The sequence below is a fragment of the Halomonas salipaludis genome, assembly GCF_002286975.1.
GTDB classification, from domain to species: domain Bacteria; phylum Pseudomonadota; class Gammaproteobacteria; order Pseudomonadales; family Halomonadaceae; genus Franzmannia; species Franzmannia salipaludis.
This window is the reverse complement of the sequence record NZ_NSKB01000006.1, coordinates 475,451-488,400: the sequence shown is the minus strand read 5'-3', so window position 1 is coordinate 488,400 and position 12,950 is coordinate 475,451. Positions and strand designations below refer to the sequence as shown.

At 66.7% G+C, this 12,950-nt stretch carries 11 protein-coding genes; 6 read left to right on the top strand and 5 right to left on the bottom strand.

Features of this window, described 5'->3' with window-relative positions:
* A partial coding sequence (locus CK498_RS17925) for a TRAP transporter small permease (RefSeq protein WP_141246977.1) occupies positions 1-259 on the bottom strand: 259 nt, incomplete at its 3' end.
* Positions 260-329: 70 nt separating this feature from the next.
* Complete coding sequence (locus CK498_RS17920; protein WP_095622208.1) at positions 330-1,406, bottom strand: TRAP transporter substrate-binding protein; 1,077 nt, start codon at positions 1,404-1,406, stop codon at positions 330-332.
* Between the two features lie 397 nt (positions 1,407-1,803).
* Between CK498_RS17920 and CK498_RS17915 the strand changes: the two genes are divergently transcribed.
* The 3 genes from CK498_RS17915 (at position 1,804) to CK498_RS17905 (ending at position 5,470) form a co-directional block, all read left to right on the top strand.
* Positions 1,804-2,352: a cytochrome b gene (locus CK498_RS17915; RefSeq protein WP_095622207.1), complete on the top strand. Its 549-nt coding sequence runs from the start codon at positions 1,804-1,806 to the stop codon at positions 2,350-2,352.
* Positions 2,353-2,424: 72 nt separating this feature from the next.
* Positions 2,425-3,588, top strand: a complete 1,164-nt coding sequence (locus tag CK498_RS17910) for a ChaN family lipoprotein (protein ID WP_095622206.1) — start codon at positions 2,425-2,427, stop codon at positions 3,586-3,588.
* Between the two features lie 4 nt (positions 3,589-3,592).
* Positions 3,593-5,470, top strand: a complete 1,878-nt coding sequence (locus CK498_RS17905; RefSeq protein ID WP_095622205.1) for a M1 family metallopeptidase — start codon at positions 3,593-3,595, stop codon at positions 5,468-5,470.
* Here the strand turns inward: CK498_RS17905 and CK498_RS17900 are convergent.
* The 3 genes from CK498_RS17900 to CK498_RS17890 are packed head-to-tail and all read right to left on the bottom strand — an operon-like array spanning position 5,447 to position 8,689.
* Positions 5,447-6,904, bottom strand: coding sequence for a PH domain-containing protein (locus tag CK498_RS17900; protein ID WP_095622204.1), 1,458 nt, complete (start codon positions 6,902-6,904; stop codon positions 5,447-5,449). The genes CK498_RS17905 and CK498_RS17900 overlap by 24 nt on opposite strands.
* Positions 6,901-7,428 carry a PH domain-containing protein gene (locus CK498_RS17895; RefSeq protein WP_095622203.1) on the bottom strand — a complete coding sequence of 176 codons (528 nt, stop codon included), beginning with the start codon at positions 7,426-7,428 and terminating at the stop codon, positions 6,901-6,903. Before CK498_RS17895 ends, CK498_RS17900 begins: the two co-directional genes overlap by 4 nt.
* The gene (locus CK498_RS17890) at positions 7,415-8,689 is read right to left on the bottom strand and encodes a methyltransferase (RefSeq protein ID WP_229359130.1); all 1,275 of its coding nucleotides are present in this window, start codon (positions 8,687-8,689) and stop codon (positions 7,415-7,417) included. The genes CK498_RS17895 and CK498_RS17890 overlap by 14 nt, the downstream gene beginning before the upstream one ends.
* 319 nt (positions 8,690-9,008) lie before the next feature.
* On the opposite strand from CK498_RS17890, the gene CK498_RS17885 reads away from it, so the two are divergent.
* From CK498_RS17885 to CK498_RS17875, 3 genes are all read left to right on the top strand, one after another.
* A complete protein-coding gene (locus CK498_RS17885) occupies positions 9,009-10,232 on the top strand; it encodes a GGDEF domain-containing protein (RefSeq protein WP_095622202.1) in 1,224 nt (407 codons plus the stop codon).
* A 74-nt stretch (positions 10,233-10,306) separates the two neighbouring features.
* On the top strand, positions 10,307-10,654 hold the full coding sequence (locus CK498_RS17880) for a putative quinol monooxygenase (RefSeq protein ID WP_095622201.1): 348 nt from the start codon (positions 10,307-10,309) through the stop codon (positions 10,652-10,654).
* Positions 10,655-10,682: 28 nt separating this feature from the next.
* Complete coding sequence (locus CK498_RS17875; protein ID WP_095622200.1) at positions 10,683-12,488, top strand: ABC transporter transmembrane domain-containing protein; 1,806 nt, start codon at positions 10,683-10,685, stop codon at positions 12,486-12,488.
* The last annotated feature ends 462 nt before the right edge of the window (positions 12,489-12,950 follow it).

Here is a 12,950-nt window from a genome sequence, read left to right as displayed (position 1 = left end):
TCAGCCAGATGAACAGCATGCGCGCCAGTTCATCGGCCCACGGCAGCGAATGGTTGAGCAGCGCACGACCGATGACGTTGGCCGACACCGAGACGATCAGCGCCACCAGCAGGGCGGCAATCAGGTGCTCCATGCCGATGGTCAGCCAGCGGAAGACCGCCGGGCCGCGGCGCTGCTGGGTATCGATCTCCAGCGGCTGGCGGCGCGGGTCGTCGAGGAACTCGGACGGGTCCGGGGGCGGTGAGTGAGAGGGTTGCATAGGCGCTCCAAGGGCAGACAGACGCAACGCGGACCAACCACGGGCCCGCGTCGCTCATCGTCATGCGATATCAGTCGTTCATGGTGTCTGCGACGATCTGCTGGATCTCGGCGACCAAGTCTTCACCGATGCGCGGTGCCCACTCCTCGTAGACCGGCTGCACGGCGTCCTGGAAGGCAGCGATCTGGTCGTCGTCGAGGCGGGTGATCTGCATGCCGCGCTCCTCGAGCTGATTACGAGACCAGTCGTCATACTCGGTGGCCAGCTGGATCTCGTATTCCGCTGCCTGCAGGGCGGCTTCCTGGATCAGGTCCTGATACTCGGCATCGAGGCGATCCCAGGTGCGCTCGGAAATCATCTTGATAAACGGGGTGTAAACGTGGCGGGTCTCGGAGCCGTAATCCTGCACCTCATGGAAGTTGGAGGTGAGGATGGTGCTCCAGGGGTTCTCCTGGCCGTCGACTACGCCCTGCTCCATGGCCGAGAACAGCTCGCCGAAGGCCATCGGCGTGGGGTTGGCGCCGAGCGCCTCCCAGATCGACAGGTGCACCGGGTTCTCCATGGTGCGCACCGACAGGCCGCGCACGTCGAGGCCGGCCACGTCTTCCGGAGAGGCCACTTCGCGGGCGCTATTGGAGAGCTGGCGGAAGCCGTTTTCCGAGAACGCCAGGGCCTTGATGCCGGTGCCGTCAAAACCATCCAGCATCGACTGGGCGACCTCGCTATTGAGTACCGCAATGGCCGCCTCGCGGGTCGGCAGCAGGAACGGCAGGTCGAACACTGCCAGCTCCTCGACGTAGGTGGTGGCCGGCGAGCTCGACGGGTAGGTCATGTCCAGCGAGCCGGTCTGCAGCATTTCCATCATCTGCACGTCGTCGCCGAGCTGGCTGTTGGGGAAGATATTGACGCTGATGCGCCCTTCGCTGCGCTGATCGAGGATATCGGCGAAGTACTGGGTGGAGAGATACTGCGGCGAGGTTTCGGCCAAGCCAATGCCCATGCGCAGGGTAACGCTGCCGTGGTCGCCAACCGTATCACCGTCGATGGTGGGCGGATCGGAAAGCTCGGGCGACTGAGCATGGGCAATACTGATCGAAAGCGTGGCCGCGCCGGCCAGCGTGAGCGTAGTCCGTAAGATAGGGGTCATGGCGTGAGTCTCCATTGTGTGATGCTTTGTTGTAATGGCCGGTTGATGACATACCGCATACGTCTAACAGACGGCCAGGAATCAGCGTTGCGTCAAGCCTGTAACCTGCGTATCAAGCCCCCTACAGCATGGGGCAGGGCAAGGCATTTTCAGCTCCAGGAAAGTTACTCGATAATCCATGCACAACATCAATGTTACCGGTAACTTTCTTCATTCAGGCTAGTCCTCTGCTTGATCGGCTGTCAATCGCCAATTCGCCGTCAACACCTAGACCTTAGTTGCATTACCCTCTCACAGGGACATCAATCAATCGTCATCTGATGAACAGTGGGTAGATCGGCTACGCTGTTACATATACAGGCGACCCGTCGCTTACCCTGCTCCATGGAGGCCGCCGATGACCGACCGCTACGCCTACCCGCACCGCCTGCTCCATTGGGGCGTGGCAGTGGTCTTGCTGTTCTCGCTCAGCAGTGGCCTGACGCTGGGGTTTCTCGGCTTCGAGGGTGCTATGGAACGCCTCGGGCGGGCCGGCACGGATACGCTCTACACCCTGCACAAGACCGCCGGGGTGATGATGCTGGGTCTGATGACGGCGAGGTTGATCACCCGGCTGATCTTCGTGGTGCCGCTGCATGACCCGCCGCTGCCCCCCTTCCAGCACCTGCTCAGCACTGCCGTGCATCATCTGCTGTATCTGGCACTGCTGGCGATGCCGGTGCTGGGCTGGCTGGCCACCGCGACCGGCGGCTTCCCGGTGCAGTTCTTCCAGTTCAACCTGCCCGGCCTGGTCGGCGAGAACGAGGCGCTGTCGCAGCAACTGTTCGTCTGGCACGGCCGGCTCGGCTGGGTCATCCTCGGTTTGGTGATACTGCACATCTGCGGGGCGCTCTATCACTGGCTGATTCGCCGCGACGGCGTGATGACGCGCATGAGCCTGTTCTAGGATTGCGGCGCCGCGGGAATTGTCTCAGCCTTGGCGTGGTCTTTACTGGGCTATCGCTGCCAGGAGTCTTCGATGCCGTCTCGACGTACCACTTTCTGCGCTGCCCTCCTCGCGACGGCCCTGTTGATGCCGCTGGCGGCGCTGGCCGAGACCTGCCCCGCGCCGGGCGAGTGGCGGCTCGACGATGGCCGCCACGCCTCCAATGCCACCATGATGCGCGAACTGGCCAGCCACGAGGTGGTGCTGCTCGGTGAGCAGCATGATCGTCTCGCCCACCATCGCTGGCAGCTGCATACCCTGTCGGGGCTGCATGGCCACCGCGACGACCTGCTGATCGGGCTGGAAATGCTGCCGCGGGAGTCGCAGCCGGCGCTCGATGCCTGGGTCGCCGGCGAGCTCGATGAGGCCCAGTTCCTCGCACAGAGCGGCTGGCATGAGCACTGGGGCCATGACCCGGCACTCTACCTGCCGATCCTACACTTCGCGCGCATGCAGCAGATTCCGCTGGTGGCCTTGAACATTCTCCCGGCACTACGTCAGCGCCTGGCCAGCGAAGGCTGGGACAGCGTGCCCGCCGAGCAGCGCCATGACCTCACGCCACCCGCCGCCCCCCAGGCAGCCTATCGCGAACGGCTCGCAGCGGTATTTGCCCAGCATCCGGGGGACGACGAGTCGGGGTATGGCGTCGAGCGCTTCATCGCCGCCCAACTGGCCTGGGACCGAGCCATGGCCGAGGGCATCCACGAGGCACTCGTCGATCACGCCAGCGAGGCCAGCGGCACTCCCCTGCTGGTCGCGCTGATTGGCCAGGGTCACCTGACCTACGGCCACGGCGTGCCCCATCAGTTGGCCGATCTCGGCGTAGCCGCGCAGCAGACCCTGCTGCCCTGGCAGCCAAACGGCCAGTGCCAGCCCCCGGCGGGCCTGGCCGACGCCCTGTATGCGCTGGCTGACGAAGACGGCTTCGAACCGGCGACCCCGGCGCGCCTCGGGGTGATGATCGACAGCCACGCCGACGGCGTATTGATCCAGGCCGTGGGCGACGACTCGATTGCCGAGCGCGCCGGGCTTGTCAGCGGCGACGTAATCGTCGAGGCCGCCGGCCGCCCCGTTGCCAGTCCCGGCGAGCTGATCGCGGTGGTCCGCGATCAGCCGCCGGGCACCCTGCTGCCGCTGGGCATCTCGCGCCAGGGCGACCGCGAGGAAGTGCTGGCGCGCTTCCCGCCGCGCCACTGAGCCCATGTCGCACCACCGGTTCCAAGCCCACTGGTACGGCGCCCTGCTGGGAGGCCTGGGCATGCTGTGCAGCCTCGGCGCTAGCGCTGAGGACCTGCCACACAAGAGCATGCGACTGTGGCTCGACCCCGCCAGCGCGAGCCTGCGCGGCGAACTCGAACTCAGCCCGGCCCCCGCGTCCGGCGAGGTCGCGCTGCTTGCCGGGCTCGAGATCACCCTCGATGAGCATGACGGCCAGCACCGCATCATTCACTGGCAGGGCCAACTCTCCCCCGCAGCACAACAGCGCGGGCTGCGCCTGGAGGAGGCCGGCAGTTTTCTCCCCGCCAACGCTGGCTGGTATCCGTCACTGCTCGACGCGCCCTTCTCGCTGTCGCTGACGCTCGAACTGCCGCCAGAGCAGCGCGGCGTGGCCAGCGGCTCGCTGGTGAGCGACGACAGCGACGCCGATGCCACCCGCGAGCACTACCAGCATCCGCGCAGCGACAGCATCGAGGTCGCTGCCGGCCCCTGGCAGCTGCGTGAGCACACCGTCGGCGACGTACGCCTGCGCACCCTGTTTCCCAGCGCCCTGGACGACGCCTTCGCCGATACCTACCTGCATCACGCCGCCAACCACTTGTCACTGTTCGAAGCGCGCCTGGGCGACTACCCCTTCGCCAGCTTTACCATTGCCGCCACCCCAGCGCCGGTGGGCCTGGCCTTCCCGGGCTTTACACTGCTCGGCGAGCGGGTCATCCCGCTACCCTTCATCCCCCATACCTCGCTGGCCCATGAGCTGATGCACGCATGGTGGGGAACCGGGGTGCGCCTCGAGCGTGGCGCCGGCAACTGGTCGGAAGCGCTGACCACCTACCTGGCCGACTATCACCTGGATGAGCTGCGCGGCGACACCTACGACACCCGCAGCCGCTGGCTGACCGACCTCGCCACCCTGCCCGCCGCCGGCGAACGTCCGCTGATCGCCTTTCGCGGCGATCGCGACCCCGCCGCACGGCTGATCGGCTATCAGCACGGCGCCATGGTGCTGCACATGCTGCGCCAGCGGATTGGCGACGACGCCTTCGACCGCGCCTTGCGCGAGCTGGCCGACACACACATGTTCCACAGCGCCGGCTGGGACGACCTGCAGGCCGCCTTCGAGGCGGCCGCCGGCACCTCTCTGGATGACTTCTTCTCTGCCTGGCTGCGTCAGCCGGGTCGCCCACGCATCGTCCTCGAGGATGTTCAGCGCACACCGCGGGATGATCGCTGGCGCCTCGAGGTCACGCTGCGCCAAGAGGCTGACGGCGCCACCTGGCCGCTGAAGTTGCCACTTGTCATTGCCACCCGAGACGCAGAGGTACACCGCAGCATCAGCCTGGAGGCACCCCGCAAGCGGATACGAATCGACCTCGCCGAGCGCCCGCTGGCGCTGCAGATCGATCCGCACCTGGATGTGCTGCGTGAACTCGACGCCCCGCCGGCCACCCTGCGCGCGCTGCTGCTGGCAGGCGATGTCGAGGTACTGGCGGCAAGCCCGGGCAGCGAGTCGCTGGCCCTGCAATTGCTGGGCCAACGGCCGGGGGTGGCACACCAGCATGACGCGACACCGTTAACGCTGCTGGTGGGGCTGAGTGACGATGTCCACGACTGGCTCGATGAACGGGCCGTCAGCGTGCCGCCCGAGGTCGGCCAGCGCAGCGCAGCACGCATGTGGCACCACCCCGAACGGCCACTGGTGATACTCAGTGCCGATAGTCCCCGTGGCCTGGGCCAATTGGCCGCAGCACTGCGCCACCAGGGGCAACACAGCTACGTGGTCCAGGACGCCGACGGCGCCACACTCGACAACGGACGCTGGCCCCGCGAGCGCTCCCTAGTCTGGCGGTTCGACGACTGAGTCCGAGGCGCAGGCCGTCAGCAACTCATCGGCCAGTGCCAGGGCCGTGGCATGCTCGATAAACGGCAAGACTACCCGCCCGTGGGCGAGGTGCAGATGCAGTGTGGCAAGCCCACGGCGGCGCTGGAACCAGCTCTGGCGCACGTCCACTGTGATCGCCTTGTGCAGCGCGAACACATGGGTGCGCAGGCCGAACAGGCCGTGACGCACCCACAGGTAGTCGCCGCTGCGCGCCCAGCCCTGGCAATGCCAGCGGCGCCAGGCCCCCAGCACCACCAGCGCCACCACCGCGGCAGCCAGCAGCAGCCACTGCCAGCCGGGCAGCGTCGCGTCCAGCAGTGCGGCACTGCCGGCCAGCAGCAGCCCGCCCAGCAATCCCCCTCGCAGCAGCAGCACTCGACGATAGTGGCGTGAGACGCGGATCAGCTCGACGGGCCAGGTCAGCCCCGGCCACAGGGTGGCCAGCAGACGCCGCTGTTCGCCGCCGGTGATCCCCGGCACCAGGAAGCGGCGCCCCTCGTCGCCGGTACCGCCGAACTGGTGGCAAACCAGATAGCCGCAGCCAAGCAGGCGCCCGGGGCCGGTCTCGACCCATTCGACCACCTGCAGGCGCGATAGGGTGAGACTCTGGCGCTGGCGCTGCAGCAGGCCGCTGGTCTGGATCTGGCGTCCGCCGTGCTCGACCAGGCGGTAGCCGAAGAAGCGCCACACAGCGGCCATCACCGACAGCAGCAGCACGACGGCCAGTACGACCAGCAAGGCCAGGGCGGCGAGCAGCAGCGGCGTGGTCGGCAGCCAGTCACGCCATGCCAGAGACGGCGCGATATCGTGCAACCAGCGCTCCAGGGGGCGGATCAGCGGCGACAGCATGGCCGCGGCGACCATCACCGAACGGCTGGTCAGGCCGTGCAGCAGCAGGCCCTTGGCGGTGAGTATGTAGTGGGCAGGTGCTGCAGCTTGCGGCGTCAAGGCGAAGGGCGACAGGCGCTCGCTGAGCGCCTCGGCGATAGCCTGGCGAATCCCCGGCAGGGTTATTCGCGAGGCATCGCCGGCCAGCGGCACCACCTGCCACTCGACCACGCCGAACGGCCGCATATGCAGCGGCTGACGCGTGGCGATCTGCTGCACGTGGTGCGCCGCCAGCTTGTACTCGCGCTGCTCGAAGAGGCCGCTGTGGATCACCAGCACATCGTCTTCGAGCCGAAACCGAAAACGCCGGTAATAGCGCCAGGCCAGCAGCAGCGCCAGGCACAGCGCCCCGCCGCCGGCCAGCAGCAGCTCGCGCCAGCCGACGGCATCGAGCAGCGTCAGACCAGCACCGGCGCCGAGTAGCAGCGGCAGGTGCTGACGCCCCTGCTCGGCCGCCTGGGTCAGCAGCAGCGAGACCATCGCCCACGGCGACAGCCGCTGCCACTCGGCGAGCGGGTCGCTCACGCCGACGACTCGCGCGAAGCGCCGCTCAGGCGATCCAACAGCTGCTGCTTGAGCAGCTCGGCCTGGGCCGCGGGCAGCCCCTCGATCAGCAGGTCGGCACCGCGCCCCCCGGCGGTGAAGCAAGCCAGCCGCACCAAGCCAAAACAGCGCTCCAGCGGATTGCTGCGCGTCTCGATATGTTGCAGCCGCACCAGCGGCAACGCCTGCAGGCGCTGCACCAACAGCCCGCGGCGCTGAACGATGTCATGCTCACGCAGCGCATAGCCGCGCCGCCGCGCCTCGCACCACGCCAAGCCCACGCCCAGTGCAGCGCAGCCCGCAACGCCGGCCACCAGCCAGGCGCGCCAGGCCAGCAGCGGCGAATCGCCCAGCGGCATCCACGCCACCGCCAGCACCACGACCAGCCAGCCGGCCGCCGTGTGCAGCGCCAGGCAGGGTGCCAGACGCGGCGACAGCGGCAGCAGCGGCGACTCACCGAGCCCCTGGCGTGGCTCAGCGCCAACTGGCGGATCAGAGTGCGTCATGTGATACCTCGGATGAGTGGTCGTGCCGAGCGTCGCAAGCCGCCTGAATCAGCAGATTTCGTGGTGTCAGCTGCCGCGCGCAGAAGGTCGCCAGCGTGACCGTATAACCCGCCTCCTCGAGCATCAGCACGCGGTCGAGCACCAGCCACAGTTCCAGCGGCCGACGAAACAGCTGGCGCACCACCTCGAGCCGCTCGACCTCGTCCAGACGCTGCCAACCGCGCGCCTCGAGATCCGCCCAGTCGATCCGCGACGGCAGCACCAGGCCCTTGCACTCGGCGGCCCAGGCGCAGAACTCGGCCAGGGTCGGTGGCATGCGCCCGTAGGCCAGGCTGGGCACCGGCAGGTAGCTGTCAATGCCGCGCAGCTCGCGCTGCAGCAGGTCGAAGGCCAAGCGCCAGGCGCCATTGCGGCGGCGCTGGCGGCGCACCTGCCGTGGGGCAGTCACGGTTTCCTGTACCGCCAGGGCCAGGGTGTCGCGCTCGAGGGCCAGTGCATCCCGCGCGGCCAGGGCACGTCCGGTCGCCGACAGCGGTCGATAGCGCGCTGCGGCGGTGCGCTGGTAGCAGCATGGCGCCAGGCTTACCCCGGCACCGCAGTCGGCAGCCAACTCGAGCAGCCGCACGTGCAGATCACCGCAGGCGTGCAGCGCCACTACCTGGCTCGAGGCCGTCAGCCTATCGGCCGCCGTAGCGGCCATCACGTCCTGCTCGAGCATGGTGACCCGTGCTCCCTGGCGAGCGGCTAGCTGCTGCCCCTCTCGACACAGCGTCGGCTGCCACTCGAGGGCCGTTACCGGCTGCTGATGCAGGCGGCTCAAGGCACGCGCCAGGTGCCCTTTGCCGGCACACCACTCCACCAGGCGGGCCTCAGGCCCGAGCGGTACATGGGGCGCAAAGGCCTCGATCTGCCGCCATTTGCGGCCACCGACATGGGTTGCCCAGGCCGCCGGCAACGAAGCCCGCTCGGTCGCTAGCGAAGGTACTGCGCACAGATGGGCAAGCCTTTCCAGCGGCAGATGCTCGGCCAGTGGATGCGCCATACTGCCCGCCGGCGATGCATAAGGATCATCCTCATGCAAACCCGCCAGGGTATCGGCGTCCAGTGCCCTGGCCGCATCGTACAAGGCTGGATACGCTGCCGCCCAGCCGGGCATGCGCTGGTGAAACGGCGCTGACTGCCACAGCGACTGCCAGGCGCCGAGCAACGCGCTCAACCGCTTGAAACGCTCGCGATGGCTAAGTGCGATGTGGCCCGTCACGGCATCGCCTCATTGTCGCCAAGCGGCTCTAGGGGCCTAAGGGATTGAACAGCCATCGAAATCACCCTCCTCACCGCCGTTGGCATGACGTTTCTGGTACCACCGCCTCACACCTATTCTGTAGACGATTGCTTACGCTGCATGTAGGTGAAATAGGATATTGGACGATCCCCTGTGGCGGGCGACGTAATTCCTGCCATGCTTGCTATTGCGCACTGCAGCGCAAGACTCAGCGTTGTGCCCGCGCCGATCACATAACACTAACAGCAGCAAGGGGACGGGAAGGCCAGCCTACGGCGGGCCGCCCAAGGATGTGGTAATGCCGGTCAGCCAATCCACGCTACCGTCGGTGGCGAAGTTCACACCGTGGGCCGAATTCGATGACCCTGCGCTTGAGTCTCGCTATCGTCGTTCCACGCTCGCTCATGATGCCTGTCAGATGCAGCATGCCGCCCTGCTGGCAGCGGCACTGTTCCTGCTGTTCGGCTTCGCCGACCATGCTCAGGTAGGCACCGGCCGTGCCTTCGCCTGGCTGCTGCTGATGCGATTCACGGTGGCCACGAGCTGCATCCTACTGGCGATTGCGCTGCGTCGCCAGCCGCGCCTGGCGCATCGACGCCTGCCTATCAATCTGCTCTGCCTGATTACCATCAGCGGGCTCTTGTTGACCATTCCGCTACGCTCGAATGGCTTCAGCACCCATCTGACATCGGTGCTCGTGGTCAGCATGGCACTCTATCTGCTGGTCCCCAACCGCCTGCCGTGGACGCTGGCGTGGAACGCCTATCTGATCGCCGGTTTCACCGCTGCGGTGCTGCTGTGGATGCCGGCACCGGTAGGCGTGCTGACCAGCAACCTGCTGCTGCTAGGCGTCGTCAACCTGGTCGGCGGCATCACCCAGCTGCGCCTCAATCGGCTGCAGCGTCTACAGTATCTGTCGCTGCAGGAGGAGCGCGACACCAATCGCCGGCTGCAGGCAGAAATCGAAGAGCGCTGCCAGCTCGAGCGTCAGCTGCGCCATAGCGCCAGTACCGATCACCTTACCGGGCTGTACAATCGTCGCCGCTTCTTCGAGCTGGCCGAACGCGAACTGTGCCGTGCCTGTCGCAATGGCACACCGCTGGCACTGTTCATGATCGATATCGACCACTTCAAGCAGCTCAACGACAGCTACGGCCACCGCATCGGCGACCAGGCGCTGATCGCGGTGGCCAGCTGCTGCCAGGCAGCGCTGCGCGATACCGACATCATCGGCCGCTATGGCGGCGAGGAGTTCATCGTCGCGCTGCCCGATGCGACGCTGAACACCGCCATTACCATCGCCGAGCGGCTGCGCCAGCAGGTCAGCGACATCGCACTGAGCATCGAGCCGGCACCGCCGGCGCTATCGGTTACGCTGGGCATCAGCCTGTTGTACGCCGACGAAACGACGCTGGACGGCGCCCTGCAGCGCGCCGACCAGGCGCTCTACGCCGGCAAGGCCCGCGGCCGCAACCAGGTGGTCGTCGCCCCGCCGGGCACGCTGACTGCCGTAGAGGCCTGAACGCTGCAGCCAATTTCGCAACTCAGCGCGGCAATGGTATCGTCGCGGGTCAAACCGCCTTACCCGGAGCCGCCATGAGCGCGAAGATCTACTGCACCGCCAGCTTCAAACCCAAGCCAGGCAAGGAAGAGGCGCTCTTCAAAGCGCTTCAGGCACTCGAGCCGAACGCCCACCGTGAAGACGCCTGTCTGCTGTACACGGTTACCCGCCATATCGATAATCCGTTCGCGCAGGGCTCCAGCTATCCCATCGTCTTCCATGAGATCTGGGCCAACCGCGCCGCCTTCGAGGCACACTGCCAACGCCGCGAGATTCGTGACTTCTTCGCTACTCACCTCGACGCCGAGGACGGTGATATCGAAGATGCCAATGTCTGCGTATACAGCGATGAGCCGCTCACCTACGACGCGCCCAAGCTTTGAACCCAGGCATTTCCCGGCCAGCGACATCATGACGCCTGCTCCCGATCCTCGCACCCTGCTGCGGCTGCTTACCCTGCTGCGTCCGTATCGCGGCCGACTGGCGCTGGCCGCGCTGACCCTGCTGCTGGCGTCGGGCAGCGTACTGATGCTGGGACAAGGGCTGCGGCTGGTGATCGACCAGGGTTTCATGGCGTCCGACGCCGCCAGCCTGAACCGTGTCCTGACGCTGCTGTTGGCGGTGGTCACGGTGCTGGCCGCCGCCTCGGCGCTGCGCTACTACCTGGTGACCTGGATCGGCGAGAGGCTCGCCGCCGACCTTCGACGGCAAGTCTTTGACCATCTACTGACCCTGGAGCCCGGCTTCTTCGAGAGCGCCGAGCGCGGCGATCATGGCGCCGGCGAAATCACCTCGCGCTTGACCGCTGATACCAGCGTACTGCAGAGCCTGTTTGGCTCGTCGGTTTCGATGGCGCTGCGCAACGCGGTGATGCTGGTCGGCGCCGTGGTGCTGATGCTGATCACGCAACCCTGGCTGTCTGCACTGGCACTGCTCGGCATCCCTGCCACGCTGCTGCCGATCCTCTGGTTCGGCCGGCGGGTACGCCGCCTGTCGCGGTCGAGCCAGGACCGTGTCGCCGAACTGGGCCGCTACGCCGGCGAGGCGCTGGGCGGCATTCGTACCCTGCAGGCCTTCAATCACCAGGACGTGGACCGCCACGCCTACGCTCAACGCGTCGAGGACGCCTTCGACACGGCGCTGGTACGCACCCGTCAGCGGGCCTGGCTCACCGCCATCGCCATGCTGGCGGTGTTTGCCGCCGTGGGGATCATGCTGTGGCAGGGTGGCCAGGCGGTACTGGCCGGCACCCTGAGTCCCGGTGAGCTATCGGCGTTCGTGTTCTACGCCGTATTGGCCGCCGGCGCCGTGGCAACGCTTGCGGAAGTCGCCGGCGACGTCCAGCGCGCGGCCGGCGCGGCCGAACGGCTGCTCGAGTTGCTGGATACCCAGCCCACCATTCATTCGCCGACAGCCCCCACGCCACTGCCCGACCCGCTGCGTGGCGATATCGATTTGCATGGCGTGAGCTTCTGCTACCCGGGACGTAACATTCCCGCCCTGGATAATGTCACGCTGAACATTGCCGCCGGCGAGCGAGTGGCACTGGTCGGCCCCTCGGGCGCCGGCAAGAGCACCCTGCTGGCCATGCTGCTGCGTTTCCATGATCCCGACAACGGCTACCTGACGCTGGACGGGATCGACCTCGCCCGGCTGGACCTACAGGCCCTGCGCAGCCAGTTGGGGCTGGTTTCTCAGGAACCCGTGCTGTTCAGTGGCAGCGTGGCCGACAACCTGCGCTATGGACAGGCCAATGCCTCCTATGCGGCGCTACGCGAGGCGGCTCGCGATGCTAATGCGCTGGCCTTCATCGAGGCGCTGCCGCAGGGGTTCGATACGCCGCTGGGGCCCGGCGGGGTACAGCTTTCCGGCGGCCAGCGCCAGCGCCTGGCGATTGCCCGCGCGCTGCTCAAGAACCCCCGCGTGCTGTTGCTGGACGAGGCCACCAGCGCCCTGGATGCCGAGAGCGAACGGCTGGTCCAACAGGCGCTGGACGCACTGATGGTGGGTCGCACCAGCCTGGTCATTGCCCACCGGCTGGCCACGGTGGTTTCCGCCGATCGCCTGCTGGTGATGAACGACGGACGGCTGCTGGCCGCCGGGCGTCATCACGAACTGCTCGCCAGCAGCCCGCTCTACCGTCAGCTCGCCGAGCTGCAGTTCGGTCAGTCGACGCCGGGCATGGACCAGCCAGCGAGCGCCGAACGGCGACGTTGAACCAAGGTCGCATTGTTTCCGTGGGCCGTGGCTACGACACTTCATGGGTCGACACAGGGCGCACAACCACAACAAGGCGTCTGGTCGAACAAGCGACTCAACAAGACAACAAGGTCCCTTCAGGGATCGGGGGTGCACGCCAGTTCACCCCAGGGGAGTACGCCAGCTTTTTTTCTCCCCACGTCATGCCCACCTTATTCATCCCTCTCTCACGGCACCTGCGCTATTGCGGCACGGGTGCACTATGCCTGTATCTATCCCGCACCCAGGCAACACATGCCCACTCGTTTGCTGTCGCGCCATCGCGGCACAAACTGCTGAGGGTCCAGCCGCTTTTGGTGCACGGCGAGCCGTGGGATAGCCCCGCGGCGGCCCATGGCCACTACCGATAACGTGCGGGAAAATCAGCGTAGACATAAAAAATCGATTTTATGGCACATCCATTGCATCGCCCAGGGTGGC

What these genes read in the sequence shown, in the direction of transcription:
- CK498_RS17885 (WP_095622202.1), top strand. Translation starts at nt 9,009, where the DNA reads ATGCCGGTCAGCCAATCCACGCTACCGTCGGTGGCGAAGTTCACACCG.
- CK498_RS17910 (WP_095622206.1), top strand. Translation starts at nt 2,425, where the DNA reads ATGCCGTCTCGACGTACCACTTTCTGCGCTGCCCTCCTCGCGACGGCC.
- CK498_RS17895 (WP_095622203.1), bottom strand. Translation starts at nt 7,428, where the DNA reads ATGACGCACTCTGATCCGCCAGTTGGCGCTGAGCCACGCCAGGGGCTC.
- CK498_RS17915 (WP_095622207.1), top strand. Translation starts at nt 1,804, where the DNA reads ATGACCGACCGCTACGCCTACCCGCACCGCCTGCTCCATTGGGGCGTG.
- CK498_RS17905 (WP_095622205.1), top strand. Translation starts at nt 3,593, where the DNA reads ATGTCGCACCACCGGTTCCAAGCCCACTGGTACGGCGCCCTGCTGGGA.
- CK498_RS17920 (WP_095622208.1), bottom strand. Translation starts at nt 1,406, where the DNA reads ATGACCCCTATCTTACGGACTACGCTCACGCTGGCCGGCGCGGCCACG.
- CK498_RS17875 (WP_095622200.1), top strand. Translation starts at nt 10,683, where the DNA reads ATGACGCCTGCTCCCGATCCTCGCACCCTGCTGCGGCTGCTTACCCTG.
- CK498_RS17880 (WP_095622201.1), top strand. Translation starts at nt 10,307, where the DNA reads ATGAGCGCGAAGATCTACTGCACCGCCAGCTTCAAACCCAAGCCAGGC.